This is a genomic window from Oceanicaulis sp. UBA6590 (genome assembly GCF_002433705.1).
GTDB lineage: Bacteria > Pseudomonadota > Alphaproteobacteria > Caulobacterales > Maricaulaceae > Oceanicaulis.
This window is the reverse complement of sequence record NZ_DJIQ01000066.1, coordinates 1-18,250: the sequence shown is the minus strand read 5'-3', so window position 1 is coordinate 18,250 and position 18,250 is coordinate 1. Positions and strand designations below refer to the sequence as shown.

Below are 18,250 nucleotides of genomic sequence, written 5' to 3'. Positions count from 1 at the left end.
GCTTGGTGACGGGCTGGGGCTTCGTTCAGGCGAAGGATGCGCCTTTGCCCGAGGGCGCGCGCCCGCTCTATGCGCCCGACTATCATCGCCTCGACAGCATGAACCCCGTCGAGACCGAAGCCTTCATGACGGCATCGGGGCTAGAACTTCGCCCGCGCCCGCGTTCGCCAGAACTCGACCAGCACCGGGTTTCCCAAAATCTCCCCGCGCTTCTGACCAGCCTTCATGAAGGTCTGGCAGCGGACCCCAATGCCCCAGAAGCATTCCGCCCCTTCCTTGACGCTATGGCCCAGACTTTGGAGCAAAATTGATGTCGAACGTCTTTCTCTACATCCCGCCTGAAGTCGGCCCCTGGACGGACCCGGTTACGGGCGACACGTTCAAGCCGGGACTACCCCTGTTCGACGTCAGTGACTCTGATACGCTCGCCCTTGTGAACCGAGCGATTTCAGCGGGAGCGGGTTTTAACGTTTCCGCTTTGGTCTCTGCTCAGGTAGTTGCGCCGTGGTCAAACATAACGGGCAAGCCTTCGAGCTTTACGCCTTCGGCCCATACGCACACGGCGGCGGAGGTCGTCAGTGGGCAGTTCGCCAACGCCCGGATCAGCGAAGGGAGTGTCACCCAGCACCAAGCGGCGCTTGCGCTCACCATTGCCCAGATTGCCGGGCTGCAAGCGGCGCTAGATGCGCTTGTTTCGACTTCTGAAAAGGGCGCCGCCAATGGGATCGCAACGCTTGACGCAAACACCACCGTACCGATCGCACAAATCCCGACGCTGAGCGCATCACAGACCGGATCTGGCGTGTTCGACACGGCGCGCATCCCCGACCTGGACTGGTCCAAGATCATTGAAGCGACCCGGCCCGACACACTTGCAGGGTACGGGATCACGGACGCCCTGACCGCCACCGAGGTCGGCCAACAAATCCAGGCTGCGATTGATGCCCTGGTCGGCGGCGCGCCCGGTGCGCTTGATACGCTGAACGAACTGGCGGCGGCGCTCGGCGATGACCCGAACGCGATCACCGCGCTGACCAATACGGTCGCCACCAAACTTGATGCCTCACTCTGGCAGGCCGCAACGGCGGCGGTCGATGGGTATATGTCCAAAGAGGACAAGGCCAAGCTCGACGGGATCGAAGCGGGCGCAACCGCCGACATGACCGGCGATGAGATCAAGGCGGCTTATGAGGGCGAGGCGGACACGAACGCCTTCACCGACGCTGAAAAGTCCAAGCTCGGTGGGATCGAGGCGCAGGCGACAAAGAACGCCACGGACGCCGCCTTGCGGGATCGCTCCACACACACGGGCACGCAAGCACAAAACACGGTCGACAACCTCGAACAAGACCTGGCTGACCGTCTTCTGCGCTCTGAACTGCCCTTCGCCAGCCTCGCTCATTTCAGCTCGACTGATGACGTCACCAACATGGCGGCGGGTGCGACCGTGCAGTGGAACTCCACCCTGATGGCTGACAGCGGCATCAGCATTGGCGGGGCGAACAATACCGAACTGACCGTCGCCGAGGCGGGTCGTTACGTCATCACGGCGCGCCTGGTCTATGCGGACACGTCAACCGAAGGCGTGGACGTCAATAACACGCTGGGCGCGACCGTCCTGCTGAACGGCGTTTCGGTCGGGCGTCAGGGCGTGGGGTCACCGGTCGTGAACACTGACGGCGCCAATGAGGGCCAGGTCATCATCACCGAACCGCTCGACCTCGAACCGGGCGATGTGGTGACGGTCACCACCCAACGCCTGTCGGGCGGCGATGAGCTGTATCTGATCGCCGGCCAAAGCTCACTCCTGGTCGAACGTAAGGGCGGCAAGAGCGCAGCACTGGCGGCTCAGCGCTTTCGGGAGCTGACCGACACGCCGAACGATTACGCGGACGAGGGTGCCTTCCTGCGGGTGAAGACAGGCGGCGGGATTGAATACACGCTGACCATTCCGCAGAGCGCAGTCGCCGGGCTGGTTTCGACCCTGTCGAACAAGGCCGATCTGGTGGGCGGGAAAATCCCGACCGCGCAAATCCCGGCGGTCAGCCTGACCGAAGTCCATGCGGTCGCAGACACGGCGGCGAGAGACGCGCTGACCGTGCAGGAAGGCGACGTTGCGGTCGTCGCCAGTGAGAGCAAATCCTACATCTATGACGGCTCGGACTGGCTCGAAATCAACGCCGCCGCGCCCGTCCAGTCCGTCAACGGTCAGACCGGCGTTGTCGTGCTGACCAAAGGTGATATCGGGCTGGGTAATGTTGATAACACGTCCGACGCTGACAAGCCGGTCAGCACGGCTCAGGCGGCGGTCAACGCTAAACAGTCTGGCGCCCTGAGCATCCTCACCGCCAACACAAGCCTTGACACGTCCGAGGCGATCAGGGCGAACCCGATCTATGTCGCCTCGGCGGTGACAGTGACGGTTCCCGCGCCTGTTGCTAGATGGTCTCAGCCTGTTTTCGTGGGTCGCGGCATTACGGCGACGTTCGACTTCCGGGTTGGCGAGGCGGATGAAACCACGGTCAGGGACAGCGATGGCAACGCCTTTGACCTAACCGCCCCCAACAATCAAATCGAAGGCCCCGCGTACCTGGAACTGGTCTCGCGCACGGCGGATGAAGTGGAGATCTGGGTATGAGCCTTCTCAATGCAGCGATGAACGCAAGTGCTGGCGGCGGTAACGTCTCGGCAAAAACCGCCTCAGCCGCGACCGCATACTCGATGATCATGCAGGCCATCAGCACCGCCTCGATCGAGGGCGGCTACAAGATCGCAGAGCAGCAGGGCGTCTTCGCGGAACTCGCGCCTTTGCTCGACCCGACCCTTTCTGTCAGTTCTGCGAAGATCAGTGAGGCGTTCGACAATGCGGCGGATGCGCTGGCGCTGGCGTCGTCCCCAGTCTTCCGCGATATCCTCAACAACAGCACTTACCTCGATGGTTTGGGTCGGGCGAGCGAGGAGTTGTACGGGTATTACGGCGGTTATGACTGGGTGAATGTCCAATATGACGTGGGCAATGAGTTCGCGCCGGGCGACGGGACTGCCCCGGCGTCAAAAGGTGCATGGATGAGCCCAGACGGGTTGAACTTCGCTTGGATCGATAGCTCAAACAACATCCGAACCGGCCTAATGGCGACCGCTTATGACCTAAGCACCATCGCCCCTCGGCCAGATACTTTGAACACCTCAAGCCTGCATTCCGAGAACTCGCCGGACGGGCTTACGATGAAGCCGGACGGAACCAAACTCTATTTCTGCGGAAACTCGATCGATAGGGTCTGGCAATACAGCCTCTCGACGCCTTTCGACCTTTCCACTGCCACCTTGGATGGAAACAAGGGTCTAAGCAATGTGCCGCGTTCCATACAGTTTTCCCCTGATGGCCTTAAATTCTTCTATAGCCACAACGGTGGCTGTGTGGGCGCAAGTCTGGATATTGCTTGGGATGTAGTTGGCTCTACTTGGTCCGGTTTTATTTCCTCGACTGCTAACGCGGTTACTGCACGCGCTTTTGTCTGGATCGACAACGGTCTAAGCCTCCTTTCGATCAGGGGTGGCAACCCCAGCTACCTTGAACGGCACACCGTTAGCCCGGCATTCTCGTTCAACAGCCTCACGAAACTAGGCCATGAGCTCACCCTCACAGAAAACGGCATTCCGTTCTGTCCAGACAGTTCAGACCCTTCCAGTCAGCTGTTCGGAATTGCCAGCTTTGGCGAGGCAAGGATGCTGGAAATCCCGCCTAATGAACTTCAGGCCCCGGCATAAGGAGCGACCATGAGCACTCTCGAAGACAAAATCGCCGCTCTCGAAACCCGGATCGCTAACCTTGAAAAGCCGGGCATTGATCAAGGCCAGTTCCGGCTCCTGTTCACGTTCGCTGAGCGGCAGGCTGAAGAGGTCTTCCGCCAGAAGGCGCAAGAGACGGTGAAGGGGGCGATCCCCGAGCCGGTCGATCCTCTAGCGCCGACGCCGGAAGAGACGGAAGCGCTGAATGCGTGGCTTTCGGCTCGGCTCTACCTGACGATGCGCGCGGACTTCGATCAGGCCGCGTACATCGACCTTGGGGATCCAGCAGTCAGCGCGGCGCTCGACTTCTACATCGCGTGGGGGCTCCTCGCCCCTGAGCGTAAGGCGGAGGTGTTGGCTAATGAGCAACCCGCCTGACGCCTATCTTGACGGCTGCACGCTCGCCCCGGACAAGCTGGGGCGAGTGAGCCATCGGGACATCTGCGATGAGCACGACAGGGCCTATTGGTCACGCCGGACGCTCCTCGACAAAATCAAAGCAGATCTCCAGTGGGCTGGCCGAATTATCTGGCGCCACCGGTCCAACTGGTTCTGGCAGCCTGTGGCGATCGGGCTTGCGGTGATCGGTTTCATCGGCATCAGCACGATTGGCGCCTGGATGTGGCGCCGCCGGCATAGATGGGACCGCTAAGGCATTCCGCCCTGGAAGGCCTCGGGCGCCTGCTCCTCGGCCTGCAGCAACACCATGCGGCGACCGCATCCCCGGCATTTGAGCCGCGTCTCGAGCTCGTCCAGATACATGAGATCGGGACGCTCGCGCCCCATGATCGTGAGGCGCTCGATCACCTCGGCCGGGGTCGGCCGGAAGGTGCGACCGCACCCGCCCGGAACGCAATTGAGCTCGAGCGGCTTGGCCTGATCTAGATCCTTGAGCTGAACCCTGACTTTCCAGTTCATCGCCGCCTCCTTTGCTGGGGGCGGGGAGTGAACATCGTGAGAACATCCTTTGTCCAGCCCGCCCGGTCAGGCGGGCTTTTCTGTGTCTGCGTCACACCAGAAGGAAACCTAGATGCCCCATCGTTTCATCCATGCGGCCGAGAGCGCATGGCGCTTCATCGTGGCGCTTTATGAGCCGGTCATTTTCTATGTCGCCGTCATGGCGGCCGGCGCGATCGCCACGGCGCAATCTGTCGGCGCGATCGCGCAGACGCTTGATCTGTGGTGGGTGTTAGAGCTGACCGCTTACGCCTGCGGCACGCTGGGCGATCTGCACTTTCGCGGCCGCGCCTACGCCAAGCTCCCGCCCGATCGCCGGGCCTCGCGCTTGCGCGAATGGAAATCGCGCCTCGGGCTCGCCGCGATCGGCCTTGCTGGCGGCGTCTATGCTTCGCTCCCGCTCCATGTGCTCCTCGAGCAATGGGGGGATCTGGGGCACGCCCTCGGCCCGCTCGCCAACTTCCTGCTGGTCCTGGTCGCTGTGCCGGTGATCGATGGCCTGCGCGGCGTGTTCAGGATCCTCTCGGGCGCCAGCGCCCAGGAGGCTTTCGCCGGGCTGGTGATCGGCTGGGCGCAGCGCCGCGCCGGCGCGGGTCAGGGATCCCGGCCGCCGGCGTCGGCGCCGCCCTCTGCGCCCCGGACCCCGCCATCTGATCCCAACGGGGAGGGCTGATCATGCCGGTCCACGATCACGCGCTCGCCGAGCGCCTGCCACTTGATTATCGCTGGCTCGCGACCGTGCCCGGCCCGCCCATATTGCGCGAGGCGCTGGCGCTTTATGGCGTGCAAGAGGTCAGCGGGGCGGCGAGCAATCCCGAGATCCTCAAATGGCGTGATGAGCTGATTGCGGCGCGTCCCGATCTTGATTGGGTGCGCGACGTCTACACCGATGACGGCGTGCCCTGGTGCGGCCTGTTCACGGCGATCTGCGCCCATCGCGCCGGTCATCGCGAGATCGCGCCGAGCTTCCTGTCGGCCCGCGCCTGGCGCCGGTTCGGCACGGGCGTGGCGTCGGGCCAGCCCGTGGTCGGCGACATGCTGGTGTTCTGGCGTGGATCCCCGAACGGCACGGCGGGGCATGTGGGCTTCTATGTGGGCGAGGACGCGACCCATTATCACGTCCTAGGCGGCAACCAGTCCGATGCGGTCTCGATCATGCGGATCCGCCGCGCGCGTCTGCTCTATGACGGCGTGCGCCGGCCGCTGCCCGTGGCGGGCGGGCACCCCGGCTGGGGGCGTCCCATGATGCTCACCGAGAGCGCCGCTGACGATACCGAGAACGAGGCGTAGGCCGCGCATCGCGCCCGTCCGCCTGCCCCCTTCACAACCAAAGGAGACTGACCATGCTTGCCCATGCTTTCCGGGTTGGCGAGAGCCTGCTCGTTCTGATCCTCGTCGCCTGTCTGCTCCCGCTTCTGGGCTGGGGCGGCTGGGCGATCGCCCTGACGGCGTTCCTCGCCGCCGTGCTCTGGTTCCTGCGCCCCTATCTCTGGGCGCGCCTCGAGGTGCTGATAGAGTGGGTGTTCGGATGAGCTGGGCGCTCGGCGCAGCCGGCGTCGCTGGCTTTGTTGGCGGCGCGGCGGTGCTCCTGTTTATCGGCGCGCCGCCCTTCGCCCCGTCCTACCTCAACATGCATGCCAAGCTCTATGACGAGTCCCGGCTCGCCGAGGCGCAGGCCGGTCGCGCCGAGGGTGAGACTGAGAACCGCAAGGCTGAACAGATACAGGCCGCCGCCTCGGTGACGGGTCAGCGCACGGCGTGCGCCGACCGGCTCGACGCACAGGCGCGCGCCTATGAATCCGCTCTGGACCAGATGGAGGCCCGTTATGCCGGGACTGAGACCGCTTGCCCTGTCGATCGCCGCCTTGTCCCTGTGCGCAGGCTGTATGAGCCCCGCCCGCCCGGGCTGGCGGACGGTTGAAGCCGTCGCCCCGATCGCGCCGCCGCCCGAGGTGTGCGCAGAGGAACCGCCTGAGCCCGTCCCGCCCGAGGGCGCAGCCTATCCCGAGCCGGTAACGCCGGCGGAGATCCGCGCCGAGGCGCGGCTCACCGCCTTTCTCGCGCGTCACCGCGCCTGGGGGCAGGAAGGCTGGGCCGTCGCCGCCGCCGCCCGCAAGGCGAGCTGCGCGGACATAAACGCGTCATAAGCGACTTGCGCGATGCGAGAAAAAGTGCGAGCTAGATCGCGCTTTAAATGAACAGGGGGACTGTGATGAAAGCACTTAAATATGCTGCAATGATTGGGGCTTGCGCCCTTCTGACCGCATGCGCCGGACGCGCGAATTCTGTCGCGCCTGTCGCCGTTTCATCGACCGAGTATGCAGGCTGGACGTGTGAAGACACCCGGGGCGAGCTTGATGCGGCGCGTCAGCGCGAGAACGCTCTGGCCCGGCGTCAGAACAATGCCGCGACGGCTGATGCGGCGGGCGTGTTCCTGGTGCTGCTGCCGCTCGGGTCTGTTTTCGGCGGCGATGTGTCCGGCGAGCTTGCCCAGGCCAAGGGCGAAGTGAACGCCCTAGAGCGCGCTGTGACGGCGAACTGTCGCTCTGAAGTTGAAGCGATGGGCGTCGCGGGCTGATCCTCGTGATCATGATGAGCGAGTGGCCACTCCTTATCGGGGCGGCCTTTATGTTTGTCAGCCTCTTCTAAAAAGGCGGGGGCATAGGATCAGGCGGCGTAACGCACCGGCATTGATGTCCGCATTCTCAAGGTGCGAGCCCCCGCACCCAAAATTAAACCGCTAGGCCAATGGCTTAGCGGTTTTTTCGTTTTTGGGGCCAGGCGCACATTTCAAATTTGGAAGCATATTGGAAGCACGACAGCGAAACTCTTAATGCGTGATATCGGCGACAGCTTCTAGAGTGCATCAATACATTTTCCCCTTCCCCAAAAATGTGATCCGTCGAGTTTTCCTGGGAAGTATGTGCCGCCCTGACGTAGGGTGATATACAAGGACGCAATGCTGAGTTGGAGGGAATGCATTTGAGCGTCAACATGCTGCGAGGTGGCGAGAGTATCACTGAACAAGAGCTTCGAAGCCATTTGGCTCTTGCGCTTAGGATGGAAAATGTTGGGGTGCTTTTTGGTGCTGGAGCATCTATCGATGCTGGTGGCAAAAGTATGGCTGGCATTTGGGATAACGTTATTAAAGCTGATCCTGAGCTGAAGCCTAAGCTCGTAGATGAGAGCTACATATCTAATGAGGATGGAACCCCTGACCTTGAAGCTTTGATTGCGAAGCTTGAACTCTCAAAAGCTGACCTTTCTCGTTCTGATATGGAAACGGATCGCTATCGTGAGATAGACGCTCGCCTGAATCAAATTCGGAGGGCAATCGTTGAAGCTGTTATGCTTTCAAATGAATTATGGGACTACTCTGATGGTTCCCGCGAAGCAATCCTGACCCCCTATAATCGGCTTCTAGCGCGCCTTCAGGGCAGTAGGCAGCCGGGGCAGTCCGCTCCATGGGTGTTCACTACCAACTACGATTTATCAATTGAGTGGGCAGCCGAGTTGCTCGGTATTCATATTGTGAATGGGTTTTCGGGGCTCCACCAAAGACGATTTCAGCCCAACGCATTTGATCTTAGCTTACAGAATTCACATGCTTCGGGAGAAGCGCGATTTGGGAGCTATAACCTTAATCTAGTGAAGCTACACGGCTCTATTAGTTGGCAGCTTGATCACGATGACGAGCCCATAGAAAGCGCTGCATCTTCTATCTACGAAGGCCTCAGGAATTTCGTAGATGGGAGTTCTAGTGAGTTCGAGCCTTTGCTGATACAGCCCCGTACCGCAAAGTACGTTGATTCAGTAGGGTTTATTTACGGCGAGCTTGCGAGACGGTTTACCGAGTTCTTGTCCCGCCCCAATACAACTTTGATCGTTTGTGGTTATGGTTTCGGTGACAAACACATCAATCGACTCCTGCTTTCAGGGCTCTGGAATCCGACGCTACAACTAGTCATTTATCATCCGGAGTGGGCCGAAGGCGAGGAAATCGGCCACCCTTTCGTTAAGCGCTTAGTGTCTCTTGCATTGCCTCGCGTATTGATCCGTGGTGGCGGCGAGGCTGCATACTTCGAACCAATGACACGTGATCTCCCAGACCCTGCGATGACCGATGGATTGTCGTCGGAAGCTAAGAAGCTGCTATCACAACTCGCTCGTGGCTTTACTGGTGGAGAGCCAGAGCCGAAAGCAGAGGGCTGACCGTTGATGCAAGCCCTTAGGCTACCAATTGGCTATGTCGTCGAGGTGAACGGCTCAGCAGTAGTTGTGAACCTAAATGATTCAGTTCGAAGTCATGTATCGGGTCACCAGGGCGGCATATCGAGTTTTGAGCAGCCTGGTGACTTGGTAGCGGTCACCGCAGGCGCGGATACGATAGTAGCTCGTGTTCAGAGTCTCTGCTTTGCTGAACCACGAGAAACCCACCGTTTTCGGTCTAATGTAGGTAGCCCACCCCTACGCCAATTGCGAGCGACCGTGATAGGTGTAATCAGCCGCGATGATCAAGTGCTTGAATTCACGCCACGGGATTCTCGCTTGCCCGCATTAGGTGCAGAGGCGTTTCCCCTTTCAGGCGAGGAACTTCGAGCAGTAGTTGGGCAGTTTGAAGGTGATGCTGGCCGTATCGTTTTCGGGATGGAGGCGCGAAATCCGTCTCTTCGAGTTTCGACGTCCTTGAATGCACTATTGTCTCGGCACATGGCGGTACTAGGGGCCACGGGACAAGGGAAAACGCATTATGTCGCTGATATTATTCAGCAAATAGCTGAAAATTATCCGCGAGCTCGCGTCGTTATTTTCGATGTGAATGGAGAGTATTATCCTGCGTTCCGGTATCTCGAAGATAAGGTGAAATATATCGCGGTAGGTGCGCGGCCAGGAAGAAATGCTCCTCATGGGGCTGAAGTACTAAAACTCCCATATTACGCTTTGGGAAGACACGGACTCTTCAGGTTGCTTCTCCCAAGTGAGAAAACACAGGCGCCAGCGCTAAGGTTTGCAATCAATCATCTTGACTATGTGGAATCTAACGGTGAAGCCGCTAAACCAGTCGGTCAGTTGAATTTTACTCTGTTTGATGACTGTCGCCCTGGTGATGCTAGTTCAGCTAAAACCTCCCTCGATGCCATACAGAGCCGTGTTCGCAGAGCTGACCGTTGGCCACACTTTCGAGCGTTGAGTTGTCTTGCCGCTGAGTTCCATTCGCTAGAAAATAGAGGGAATGACTATAGGCGTAGCGCTTTTCTGTATTCGAATGTCAGCGCACTTATCAATCGTATTCACGGCTACATAAGTGATACCCGATTTCAAGATGTAATCGATATAGAAGGTGGAGCGCCTGCTGGTGGTGGCGCGCTGGATATGGCGGTGGAGACCAGCGCTCTGGTCGGCAAGATTTTCGGTAATTATTCCCATGAGGAGAACGACCCTTCGATTACGGTCATAGATCTCAGTCAGCTAACACAAGATCTTATGCCGTTTGTGCTCGGCTCTTTGCTTGAAATGCTTGCTGAACAAATTTTCTTAAGGGGGCCCAGGAACACGCATCCGACCCTATTGGTGCTTGAAGAAGCGCATCATTATCTCAGGCAGCTTCAGGGTGACGCAGAAAGCGGGCAGCATGCGCTTGCATATGAACGTTTAGCAAAAGAAGGCAGGAAGTTCGGATTGTCATTGCTAGTGAGCACTCAACGCCCATCCGAGGTTTCACCGACGGTTTTGGCTCAGTGCGGTACATGGTCTGTCTTCAGACTTACCAATGAAGCCGATAAGAGAGCTGTTGCGAGTGCTGCCGAGGGAGCAGCTGAGAGTGTTACATCGCAAATCTCGGGATTGGCCCGTGGTGAGGCGATGTTATTTGGGTCTGCACTGCCGCTACCAATACGGCTTCAAAGAATTCCGCTCGCTGAGGATCGCCAGCCGGATTCTCTCGATCCACCCTTCAAAGAAGAATGGAGTGCGCCTTAGCCCGAAACCTAGAAGCTCTAAAATAAATCCAGAATTATCGCGAACCGGGTCTCTGCTGCGTCGGCAAACTCTGAACCAGCCCCCTGAATTCCCGCCTCGAAATGTCAACTTCCGAGATGTGTTGCAAAGGTATAAGGATTACTCCCGAACTGAACCTTCCCGAGAAAGGCTACCGAGGCCTTTGCCCATGAAATCGGGAGCACGGAAAGCATATTGAACATACAAGTCTGAAGAGCCTGATTGTTGCTGAACTGAGTAGCTAACCGGCAAGCTTACGCGACGCTCTTCAGGGTGCTGCATACCGATAGTAATCCATCCCATACATTTGACCCGTCCGACATCTACACGGACCTCGGTCGCAACCTGTCGATCAAGTGAGACATCCTGCGGCAGAAAATGACCGAACCACGCTTGCTGGTTATAGGCGTCTACGAACAAGCCCTGAACACTCTCCGCGACGGCCGGGTTTGCGCAGCTGTCAGTGGTCAATTGTGGTCTTAGTAGCCCATCAAGGTTCACGCGACCTATGACAAACATGGATGCGAAGCTGAACCCGGCTAAAAGAATAATGGCCAGCATGAGCTTCAGGGCCATTTCGATCACGCTTTCCGACTTGCGATTTGCCCATTCCCAGAATGACATGTGTTTGCTCTCAATCCTGCATTTGAAGATCAAATACATACTATAGTTGATAACATGAATGGGAGATAACAGCCATGCCTAGAGCATGGATGTTCGAAAGACCGTTGGAGAGAATTTCGCCCGGATCAGGCGAGAAAAGGGCCTGACACAAGAGCAGGTGGAAGAGATTTCAGGATTCAGCCAGCAATATCTGAGCGGGCTGGAAACGGGAAAACGAAACCCGACGATTGTTACGCTGAACGAGCTTGCACAGGCGCTCGGCGTAGATATTTGCGATTTAATTCTTTAGCGCCCATATCGCGAAATGATCGCCGCGTGACGGTTTGCCAAGAGTGTCCCGTCTTCATCTCTTTCGAGAATATCCTCAACGTCCAAACCCAACTGAGAAAGCATGCAAGGTAAATCTCCCTTTTGGAGACCGTAGGCAGCCATTTGTGAAACGAACAGGCCAGCGTTCTGGACCGATATTGTTTGAAGGTATTCGGACTTGAGCGCCTGAAGGATGGCATCTTGATCAATCGAACAATCTGAGTTGATTGATATTTGCGAAAGGCATAGCTCAGTTTTGTTCCATATCGCAGCATTGGGCCAACGAGATCGATTGGTATCGGAGTGCGGCGTACACAATCGGGTTTCTTTGATAATTCGTTGAAACAATAACGATGGATAGTTAGCAAATATGCTCCAGAGTTTGTGCTGATAGGCTTTTTGAATTGCATCTTTTCCAGCGCGAAACTCGAAACGCCAAATAGGGGATTTGTTCGATAATTGAATTCCCGCCTTATCCGCGCGCTCTTTCCAGATTTCCCACCAATAGAATTTCTTCTTATCGATCGCCTCGCGGCGTTTGTCGTAAATCGCGATTTGCGAATTCGGCATTGTTCCAATTCGAATGCCGGTAATGCGATCACCGCGATAATTGGCTGCGTAATGGCCATCTACGGTTTTCGATTTTCGCGAATGGCAAACGAAATGAGCCGGATTGATTCCGAAATCTGGGAAATAGAAATCAATTGCGTAATCCAATCGGGAAATACGGCGATCTATTTCCGTAAAGGGCATTCCTAAATCGATCAGGAATTGATCATGTTCGGCTTTGACCGCTTCAATCCCTTTTGTGGCCAGGGGCAGGGCGCGCGATGAAACGCGCGCGCCCCAGGGGTCTCGATTCCCATTGGGTTCCTTGAACCACCAGACCGCGCCCATCACGCCGGTATCGACTGAATAGAGATAGCCGCCCTTGCCGCCGTGCCCTTCAACCAGGAAGGTGCGCCCAGCGTACGTCAGCGGCACCGCCCGGCGCTCTTCAATGGCGGACGCCTTCGCCGCTGCGAGCTTGTTGCGCAGATCGGCGGGAAGCTGGACACGATAGGCCATGTCCAGATTGTCGAAACCTTGATGAAGCAAGATGGGTTCGGTCATGGCGTCCCTCTCATGTATTTCTGTGAGGGGGTGTTACAGAGACCCCCTCACAGACTTCCGTCCTATGCAGATTGTTCCTGACGGCGACGCCAGGTCGCGTTCGCCACTTCGCCATCGCGAAAGACTGCGAAATTCAGCGGGTGGGGGAAGCTGGGATCGTCCAGCGTGATGGAGAGAAAGCTCTCGCCCATGTTCGGGCCGCGCGAGATGTCTCGCTTCCAGCCGCTTCCCACTTCCATCATATCGCCGTCCGCATCGCGCACCTGGACGCGGTGTGTCGGCGCGTCAGGGTTCGCTGACGGGTTGGGCGTTGCGGTGATCATGACGCTCGCCTTGAAGTTCAAGGTGCGGATGTCGCCGCGTAGGTCAGACCAGAAGTCATTCGGGCCGACGGGTTTCAGGGTGCCTATGTTGGCCATGTCGCTTTCCTTTCAGGATTGGTTTGAAGGCGCGCTTCGCGCTGAGACCCCTTCTGTTTTTGGAGAGCAAACACAGTTTCCCGAGTGGGGCTGAGCCAAGGCCCAGCCCCTTTTCGGGAGCGGTGCTCTCCAAAAATCCCCGACGGTGGGGTCAGCCCCGCCGGGGCAAAAACTCGTTAGCGGAAAATGCCCAGGTCAGACGTCGAGCGGCGGGTGCGCCGGTCGGTCCATTCGTCCAGGTCTTTGATGCGATACCGGATGCACCGGCCAGACACCTTGATGAACTTCGGCCCGTTTCCACGGGTGCGCCAGTTCCGCAAGGTGCGGGGGGAAACTGAGAGCCGCTTAGCGGCTTGATCTTCAGTAAGGAGTCGGTCGGGGTCGGCTGTTTGCGTCTTCATTGTGTTTCTCCATGTCATCGAAGGCGTGTGATGACATTAGAGGGACGCAAAGGGAGCGATCACGGTTCAAGCCGGGAGAAGAAAATCCCGACCTATGAACTGCGTTTACGATGTTCGATGCAGTGCTTTTTCATGTGTGAGATGATCGTCCCTTCTGGCAAATCCTGGTCGATCAACTGGGCGCATTCCACGACAAAAAGCGTAGCTAGATTTCCGGGCTCTCCGGTCGTTTCGGGCACATAGTCTGAGAAGTTTTTATCCGGCTCCGTATGACCCTGAGCATCCCAGAACCAATGCATGTTCTGGATAGATAGCTTTAAGCCGGGGTTGTGGGGAAGGGATTGAAGAAAACGTTTGTTTTCGCGCCTATATTGTTGGTGTCTTTGACTGTCGGATATAGTCAATTCATTCGCACGTCCTAGGGCCTCCAAAAAGTATTCCAAGTCATATATCGGGGTGGCATCGGTGCCGGGCGTGTTGCTTAGGTCATTGAGGGATTTGTAAAGTTGAATTTGACCGAAGTGCCTTGAAATAGATTGGGCAGCTTTGCTTTTTTCATCGGATAAATATGCGATAAGCTTCTTTATGGTCCCGGACACTTTTTGATGGTCTTCTAGATAGGTTTTTATTGGTTCGAAATTTTGAGATTCATTCGTCCAGTAATACACGTCCGCCCACATTTGCAGCGCCTGGTGAAGCGCTCCAGCATCAGAAAGCTTACATTTCTGAGCAACATCCTGGGCTTCGTTAAGTTCAATCGTTACAGGGCCGGGGCTGCTAAATGGCCCCATGTGGGGGTTTTCACGATTGACCATTTCAAGTCCTTACTTCGCCTATTCAGCCTTACTCAAAAGAGCCGCTGTTATTTGCGTGTTTGGGGAGAAAGCGGGACGACGTTTTCTTGGTTTGCCAAGGTTTGAGGTTGGCCAACAAAACCGCCAATCATATCGTCCACATCATCCGCCGCGTTACGCGTCACCGCTTCTGCTAGGTGGGCGTAGCGCGCGGTGGTTTGCGCCTGGGTGTGGCCAAGCAGTTTGCCGATGATGGGCAGGGAGTGACCGGCTGCGGCGGCTATCGAGGCGTAGGTGTGGCGCAAGTCGTGAATGCGCACGTCTTCTATGCCTGCGAGTTTACGGATGCGCCGCCAGGGCTTTTGAAGGTCCGTGACGTGCTGGCCTTCGATATGTCCGATGATGATGTAAGGATTGTCCGGCAAGCGGGGCAGGGCGCTTAGAAGCTCCACAGTGGAACGGCTGAGCAGCACGCGGCGGGGCCCGGTTTTGGCGTCGGGCAGGACAAGCACATTCCCGCGCACCCAGGACCATTTCGCTTTCTGGATTTCGCTAAGGCGGCACCCTGTCAGAAGCAGCAGCTTGAAGGCGGCTGCGACGTGAAGCGTCTCTTCTCCGTTCGCCACACATGCATCGAGAACGGCGAAAAGGCGCTCGATTTCGTCAGGGTCCAGATATCGTTCGCGCTTGTGCTCTTTGTATTTTTGAACATGGCGGGTCGGATTGGTGCCGTCCTCTCGCAACCCCCAAACCTCGGCGAGATTGAACAGCTTTGAGAGCACGCCCAAAACGCGGTTGGCCTGATAAGGCTTGTCCCGCAATCCATGATGTAGCGCCGCGATGTCAGGGCGTTTGATATCCTGGACCTTCATCGCGCCCAGCTTGGGCTTGATGAAAATCTCACAGCAGCGGTGATACTCGCGCTGCGTTGAAGGCTTCAGATGAACCGGAACATACTCGTCTAGGAAGCGGTCACAGAGTGCGGCCATGTCCGGCGCGCGCCGCTCTCGCCGCCGGTCGCCGGACGGATCGCCGCCGCTGGCCACGTGTCCCAGGGTTTGCCGGGCGAGGTCGCGGGCCTGCTCGGCGGTGACCGCGCCATGAACGCCCAGGCTCACTCGTTTGGTGCGCCCGCCGGATCGATATTGGACGGTATAGGTCTTTCGGCCCTTCGGTGAGACGCGCACGCCAAAGCCCGGAATGAGCGCGTCCCAGACGAAGTAATCGGTCTCTTTTGGGGGCAACGCCTCGACGGAACGTTTCGTGATCTTTGACATGGTGATTTTCCCGCCCAAAAAATTTGGAAGCATATAGGAAGCAGCGTGCAGCGTTTCAGCGGGTATCATTGGTGACGACGGGAGTCGTTTGGGTCAAGGCAATTTGTTGAAAATAGATGGTTTTTGGCGCTATGGCGTCAACGCGGTACGACGCGGGAAATGGCTGGACTGTCTCTCATAACCTGAAGGTCGTAGGTTCAAATCCTACCCCCGCAACCAACGATACTTGCGAAACCTCCAAGGCTCCCGCCGCGGAGGTTTTTGCATTCCAGGACCCATTCCGCAGAGATCGTTGGTTGCGCCCTCCCGCAACCAACGATCCCTGCGATAGCAGGTTGTCAAAAGCCTCGGCCTCCGAAAGGAAGTCGGGGTTTTTCTTTCCTGCAGCAAAGCGCAGGATGGCACCCAGATCTCCACGCAGTACAATGGCAAGTTCGCCGTCCTCCGGGATAAGGGTCACCTGATCCACAAGGGAACGAAACACCTCGGCAGCTTGTGCTCGCTCTTCTTCGCGCTGGAGATTCTCATAGAGCTGTCTAATTCGGTCCTGGTAGATCTGCGCCATGTTCGGGTGCAGAAAGGGCGGTGGCTCGTCGGCATTGGCCAAGAGTTCGGTTAGTTCGGCTTTGCGCGCCTCAAGCTTCTCGGCCTTGTCCTTCAGCTTGGCTGGCGGAAATCCCTGCAAAATGGCATCTACCATTTTGTCCAGCTCCCGATCGGTGCGCTCCAGCTCACTCTTCCATACTTCCAGATCAGCTCCGCGTTCCATGCGAAGGCGGTTTACCTCCTTTGTGAACTCGGCACAGAATTCCTTGAACAGTTCAGGTCCCATCAGATGCTTCCTGAGGCCGTTCAGTATGGAAGCCTCCAGTGCATCGCGTCGGATGTTCACTCGGTTGTCACAAGTGCCCTTGTTGCGGGCTGTTGAGCACCCCATGAGGTCTTTTGAGATCATCGAGTACCCCCCTCCGCAGCAGCCGCACTTTATCAGCCCCCCGAACAGGTGCTTTGGGCGACGCCGGTTGTTCATAGGGTTTGAACTCTTCTCGGATTTGTCAAAGGCAAGGCTGGCTTGCCGCGCCTTCACGGCATCCCATAGGGACCGGTCAATGACTGAGAGCTCCGGCACCTCTTGAACGACCCATTCGCTCTCCGGGTTTGGGCGCGAGACGCGCTTGCCGGTATCCGGATCCTTCATGTAGCGCAGGCGATTCCAGACCAGCTTGCCGATATAGAGCTCATTGTTCAGGATACCTGTGCCACGCTTGGGGTTTCCGTGGATTGTGGAGGGCCCCCATTCTTTGCCTTGCGGCCCAGGGACGCCCTCACGATTCAGCGTCATGGCAATGGTGCGGGAGGACTTGCCTTCAAGATAATCCTTGAAGATGCGCTGGATGATGCTTGCCTCGGCGGTGTTGATCTCCCGGTGACCGCGCTCGTCCGGATCGGCGGTGCGTACGACGTTATATCCGTAGCAGAGACCGCCTCCGGATTTTCCGCTCTCAACCCGGCCGCGCAGGCCACGGCGAGTCTTGTCGGCGAGATCCTTGAGGAACAGCGCGTTCATTGTACCCTTAAGGCCGACATGCAGATGCGTGACCTCGCCTTCGGAAAGGGTAACGAGCTTCACATCAGCATAGGACATGCGCTTGAAGATACCGGCGATATCTTCTTGGTCCCGGGAGAGTCGGTCCATCGCCTCTGCGAGGATCACATTGAAGCGGCCGTGTGTGGCATCGGAGATTAGGGCCTGAATGCCTGGACGGAGCAGTGAGGCGCCCGAGATTGCATGGTCCGAGTATTCCTCGACGATCTGCCAGCCCTGCTTCTCGGCGTAGAGCCGACACATCCGGAACTGATCTGCGATCGAGGCATCGCGCTGATTGTCGGACGAATAGCGAGCGTAGAGCGCGACCTTCATACGGCGGCCTCCTTACTTGGGGAGGCGGTCCTGTTCATGATGGGCCGTCTCGGCGTTGACAAAGTCGCGGGCGGCCTGACGGGCCAAGAGGCGGACCAGATCGCGGAGGCGGGCATCAGGCTCGGCGCCCGCGAGACACGCGGCGTCGGTGTCCGCCGCTTCGACGGAGAGATGCAGTGTCTCCGCTTTGGTTTGTCGCTGTCGTGCCAAGAGGTCGCCATCCGTTTCTCGCGCGTTGAGGTGCGCAAGACAAAGAATGACATCTCGAAGTGATCGCTCAAGGAAAAATAGTATGTAAAAACAGCGTGTTGTCGGTTTTTCTGGCGCATTACGTCGTGCCGGATCGTAGAAACGGATATAGCCTCGTCGTGAATAACGGCGGGCAAAATCGCTATTGTCTGTTTGATCGCGATGTACATCTAACCCATGCTGCCTTGACGTCGGACCCTGTGGCACATTCCGGGCTCGCGTCCATCTTGGCGTGACTGCTTGCTCTTCGGCACGGCAGTTGAAAAGCCAATGTTTCTTGGTATATATATCCTGATATAGCATGGAGATCGGCGATGAGCAACGCTGCACAGAAACGAGCGATCAAGAATTACCGCGCGCGCCTGACACAGCGCGGCTTCAAACGTTTCGAAGTCATGGT

At 57.7% G+C, this 18,250-nt stretch carries 23 protein-coding genes; 15 read left to right on the top strand and 8 right to left on the bottom strand.

The annotated features are described in order from the left end of the window. The first annotated feature begins 5 nt into the window (after nucleotides 1-5). Genes B2Z70_RS13925 through B2Z70_RS13905 form a run of 5 tightly spaced genes read left to right on the top strand, consistent with a single transcriptional unit; the run spans nucleotide 6 to nucleotide 4,441 of the window. Nucleotides 6-311 (top strand): hypothetical protein, encoded by a 306-nt coding sequence (locus tag B2Z70_RS13925; protein WP_292984052.1) that lies wholly within the window; start codon nucleotides 6-8, stop codon nucleotides 309-311. Next, nucleotides 311-2,638, top strand: coding sequence for a phage tail protein (locus tag B2Z70_RS13920; RefSeq protein WP_292984050.1), 2,328 nt, complete (start codon nucleotides 311-313; stop codon nucleotides 2,636-2,638). The genes B2Z70_RS13925 and B2Z70_RS13920 overlap by 1 nt, the downstream gene beginning before the upstream one ends. After that, nucleotides 2,635-3,768, top strand: coding sequence for a hypothetical protein (locus B2Z70_RS13915; RefSeq protein WP_292984048.1), 1,134 nt, complete (start codon nucleotides 2,635-2,637; stop codon nucleotides 3,766-3,768). The genes B2Z70_RS13920 and B2Z70_RS13915 overlap by 4 nt, the downstream gene beginning before the upstream one ends. Before the next feature lie 9 nt (nucleotides 3,769-3,777). Then, a complete protein-coding gene (locus B2Z70_RS13910) occupies nucleotides 3,778-4,167 on the top strand; it encodes a hypothetical protein (RefSeq protein WP_292984046.1) in 390 nt (129 codons plus the stop codon). Continuing rightward, nucleotides 4,151-4,441: a hypothetical protein gene (locus B2Z70_RS13905; RefSeq protein WP_292984044.1), complete on the top strand. Its 291-nt coding sequence runs from the start codon at nucleotides 4,151-4,153 to the stop codon at nucleotides 4,439-4,441. Before B2Z70_RS13910 ends, B2Z70_RS13905 begins: the two co-directional genes overlap by 17 nt. Here B2Z70_RS13905 and B2Z70_RS13900 read toward each other — a convergent pair. Then, complete coding sequence (locus tag B2Z70_RS13900) at nucleotides 4,438-4,707, bottom strand: hypothetical protein (RefSeq protein ID WP_292984042.1); 270 nt, start codon at nucleotides 4,705-4,707, stop codon at nucleotides 4,438-4,440. The genes B2Z70_RS13905 and B2Z70_RS13900 overlap by 4 nt on opposite strands. 112 nt (nucleotides 4,708-4,819) lie before the next feature. On the opposite strand from B2Z70_RS13900, the gene B2Z70_RS13895 reads away from it, so the two are divergent. The 8 genes from B2Z70_RS13895 to B2Z70_RS13860 all read left to right on the top strand — a co-directional run bounded on the left by B2Z70_RS13895 (nucleotide 4,820) and on the right by B2Z70_RS13860 (nucleotide 10,725). After that, the gene (locus B2Z70_RS13895; RefSeq protein WP_292984040.1) at nucleotides 4,820-5,419 is read left to right on the top strand and encodes a hypothetical protein; all 600 of its coding nucleotides are present in this window, start codon (nucleotides 4,820-4,822) and stop codon (nucleotides 5,417-5,419) included. Nucleotides 5,420-5,421: 2 nt separating this feature from the next. After that, complete coding sequence (locus tag B2Z70_RS13890; RefSeq protein ID WP_292984038.1) at nucleotides 5,422-6,036, top strand: TIGR02594 family protein; 615 nt, start codon at nucleotides 5,422-5,424, stop codon at nucleotides 6,034-6,036. Nucleotides 6,037-6,089: 53 nt separating this feature from the next. Continuing rightward, nucleotides 6,090-6,278 carry a hypothetical protein gene (locus B2Z70_RS13885; RefSeq protein ID WP_292984036.1) on the top strand — a complete coding sequence of 63 codons (189 nt, stop codon included), beginning with the start codon at nucleotides 6,090-6,092 and terminating at the stop codon, nucleotides 6,276-6,278. Beyond that, on the top strand, nucleotides 6,275-6,667 hold the full coding sequence (locus tag B2Z70_RS13880) for a hypothetical protein (protein ID WP_292984034.1): 393 nt from the start codon (nucleotides 6,275-6,277) through the stop codon (nucleotides 6,665-6,667). Before B2Z70_RS13885 ends, B2Z70_RS13880 begins: the two co-directional genes overlap by 4 nt. Then, nucleotides 6,633-6,893, top strand: a complete 261-nt coding sequence (locus B2Z70_RS13875) for a hypothetical protein (protein ID WP_292984032.1) — start codon at nucleotides 6,633-6,635, stop codon at nucleotides 6,891-6,893. Before B2Z70_RS13880 ends, B2Z70_RS13875 begins: the two co-directional genes overlap by 35 nt. A 65-nt stretch (nucleotides 6,894-6,958) precedes the next feature. Beyond that, a complete protein-coding gene (locus B2Z70_RS13870; RefSeq protein WP_292984031.1) occupies nucleotides 6,959-7,324 on the top strand; it encodes a hypothetical protein in 366 nt (121 codons plus the stop codon). Between the two features lie 398 nt (nucleotides 7,325-7,722). After that, a complete protein-coding gene (locus B2Z70_RS13865; protein ID WP_292984029.1) occupies nucleotides 7,723-8,958 on the top strand; it encodes an SIR2 family protein in 1,236 nt (411 codons plus the stop codon). Between the two features lie 276 nt (nucleotides 8,959-9,234). Continuing rightward, complete coding sequence (locus tag B2Z70_RS13860; RefSeq protein WP_292984027.1) at nucleotides 9,235-10,725, top strand: ATP-binding protein; 1,491 nt, start codon at nucleotides 9,235-9,237, stop codon at nucleotides 10,723-10,725. 138 nt (nucleotides 10,726-10,863) lie between these two features. Here the strand turns inward: B2Z70_RS13860 and B2Z70_RS13855 are convergent, their stop codons facing one another. Beyond that, the gene (locus B2Z70_RS13855; RefSeq protein ID WP_292984025.1) at nucleotides 10,864-11,367 is read right to left on the bottom strand and encodes a hypothetical protein; all 504 of its coding nucleotides are present in this window, start codon (nucleotides 11,365-11,367) and stop codon (nucleotides 10,864-10,866) included. An 85-nt stretch (nucleotides 11,368-11,452) separates the two neighbouring features. On the opposite strand from B2Z70_RS13855, the gene relB reads away from it, so the two are divergent. Continuing rightward, complete coding sequence (gene relB / locus B2Z70_RS13850; RefSeq protein WP_292984023.1) at nucleotides 11,453-11,656, top strand: type II toxin-antitoxin system RelB family anti-toxin; 204 nt, start codon at nucleotides 11,453-11,455, stop codon at nucleotides 11,654-11,656. Here the strand turns inward: relB and B2Z70_RS13845 are convergent. The 6 genes from B2Z70_RS13845 to B2Z70_RS13820 form a co-directional block, all read right to left on the bottom strand. Continuing rightward, entirely contained in the window at nucleotides 11,653-12,789 is a 1,137-nt protein-coding gene (locus tag B2Z70_RS13845; RefSeq protein ID WP_292984021.1) for a hypothetical protein, read from the bottom strand. The two genes, relB and B2Z70_RS13845, sit on opposite strands and share 4 nt — an antisense overlap. A 62-nt stretch (nucleotides 12,790-12,851) precedes the next feature. Continuing rightward, nucleotides 12,852-13,208 carry a DUF736 domain-containing protein gene (locus B2Z70_RS13840; protein ID WP_292984019.1) on the bottom strand — a complete coding sequence of 119 codons (357 nt, stop codon included), beginning with the start codon at nucleotides 13,206-13,208 and terminating at the stop codon, nucleotides 12,852-12,854. 176 nt (nucleotides 13,209-13,384) lie between these two features. Further along, a complete protein-coding gene (locus tag B2Z70_RS13835) occupies nucleotides 13,385-13,609 on the bottom strand; it encodes a helix-turn-helix transcriptional regulator (RefSeq protein WP_292984017.1) in 225 nt (74 codons plus the stop codon). Between the two features lie 92 nt (nucleotides 13,610-13,701). Next, a complete protein-coding gene (locus B2Z70_RS13830) occupies nucleotides 13,702-14,424 on the bottom strand; it encodes a hypothetical protein (protein ID WP_292984015.1) in 723 nt (240 codons plus the stop codon). Nucleotides 14,425-14,471: 47 nt separating this feature from the next. Beyond that, complete coding sequence (locus B2Z70_RS13825; protein ID WP_292984013.1) at nucleotides 14,472-15,680, bottom strand: tyrosine-type recombinase/integrase; 1,209 nt, start codon at nucleotides 15,678-15,680, stop codon at nucleotides 14,472-14,474. Between the two features lie 175 nt (nucleotides 15,681-15,855). Then, complete coding sequence (locus tag B2Z70_RS13820) at nucleotides 15,856-17,601, bottom strand: recombinase family protein (protein WP_292984011.1); 1,746 nt, start codon at nucleotides 17,599-17,601, stop codon at nucleotides 15,856-15,858. A gap of 36 nt (nucleotides 17,602-17,637) precedes the next feature. Between B2Z70_RS13820 and B2Z70_RS13815 the strand changes: the two genes are divergently transcribed. Further along, nucleotides 17,638-17,874: a hypothetical protein gene (locus tag B2Z70_RS13815; RefSeq protein WP_009573741.1), complete on the top strand. Its 237-nt coding sequence runs from the start codon at nucleotides 17,638-17,640 to the stop codon at nucleotides 17,872-17,874. Nucleotides 17,875-18,250: the final 376 nt, after the last annotated feature.

Bases quoted from the DNA above. Each gene is read 5' to 3' on its own strand.
- B2Z70_RS13920 (WP_292984050.1), top strand. From the start codon at position 311: ATGTCGAACGTCTTTCTCTACATCCCGCCTGAAGTCGGCCCCTGGACG.
- B2Z70_RS13915 (WP_292984048.1), top strand. From the start codon at position 2,635: ATGAGCCTTCTCAATGCAGCGATGAACGCAAGTGCTGGCGGCGGTAAC.
- B2Z70_RS13910 (WP_292984046.1), top strand. From the start codon at position 3,778: ATGAGCACTCTCGAAGACAAAATCGCCGCTCTCGAAACCCGGATCGCT.
- B2Z70_RS13905 (WP_292984044.1), top strand. From the start codon at position 4,151: ATGAGCAACCCGCCTGACGCCTATCTTGACGGCTGCACGCTCGCCCCG.
- B2Z70_RS13900 (WP_292984042.1), bottom strand. From the start codon at position 4,707: ATGAACTGGAAAGTCAGGGTTCAGCTCAAGGATCTAGATCAGGCCAAG.
- B2Z70_RS13895 (WP_292984040.1), top strand. From the start codon at position 4,820: ATGCCCCATCGTTTCATCCATGCGGCCGAGAGCGCATGGCGCTTCATC.
- B2Z70_RS13890 (WP_292984038.1), top strand. From the start codon at position 5,422: ATGCCGGTCCACGATCACGCGCTCGCCGAGCGCCTGCCACTTGATTAT.
- B2Z70_RS13885 (WP_292984036.1), top strand. From the start codon at position 6,090: ATGCTTGCCCATGCTTTCCGGGTTGGCGAGAGCCTGCTCGTTCTGATC.
- B2Z70_RS13880 (WP_292984034.1), top strand. From the start codon at position 6,275: ATGAGCTGGGCGCTCGGCGCAGCCGGCGTCGCTGGCTTTGTTGGCGGC.
- B2Z70_RS13875 (WP_292984032.1), top strand. From the start codon at position 6,633: ATGAGCCCCGCCCGCCCGGGCTGGCGGACGGTTGAAGCCGTCGCCCCG.
- B2Z70_RS13870 (WP_292984031.1), top strand. From the start codon at position 6,959: ATGAAAGCACTTAAATATGCTGCAATGATTGGGGCTTGCGCCCTTCTG.
- B2Z70_RS13865 (WP_292984029.1), top strand. From the start codon at position 7,723: ATGCATTTGAGCGTCAACATGCTGCGAGGTGGCGAGAGTATCACTGAA.
- B2Z70_RS13855 (WP_292984025.1), bottom strand. From the start codon at position 11,367: ATGTCATTCTGGGAATGGGCAAATCGCAAGTCGGAAAGCGTGATCGAA.
- relB (WP_292984023.1), top strand. From the start codon at position 11,453: ATGGATGTTCGAAAGACCGTTGGAGAGAATTTCGCCCGGATCAGGCGA.
- B2Z70_RS13845 (WP_292984021.1), bottom strand. From the start codon at position 12,789: ATGACCGAACCCATCTTGCTTCATCAAGGTTTCGACAATCTGGACATG.
- B2Z70_RS13840 (WP_292984019.1), bottom strand. From the start codon at position 13,208: ATGGCCAACATAGGCACCCTGAAACCCGTCGGCCCGAATGACTTCTGG.
- B2Z70_RS13835 (WP_292984017.1), bottom strand. From the start codon at position 13,609: ATGAAGACGCAAACAGCCGACCCCGACCGACTCCTTACTGAAGATCAA.
- B2Z70_RS13830 (WP_292984015.1), bottom strand. From the start codon at position 14,424: ATGGTCAATCGTGAAAACCCCCACATGGGGCCATTTAGCAGCCCCGGC.
- B2Z70_RS13825 (WP_292984013.1), bottom strand. From the start codon at position 15,680: ATGTCAAAGATCACGAAACGTTCCGTCGAGGCGTTGCCCCCAAAAGAG.
- B2Z70_RS13820 (WP_292984011.1), bottom strand. From the start codon at position 17,601: ATGAAGGTCGCGCTCTACGCTCGCTATTCGTCCGACAATCAGCGCGAT.
- B2Z70_RS13815 (WP_009573741.1), top strand. From the start codon at position 17,638: ATGATGGGCCGTCTCGGCGTTGACAAAGTCGCGGGCGGCCTGACGGGC.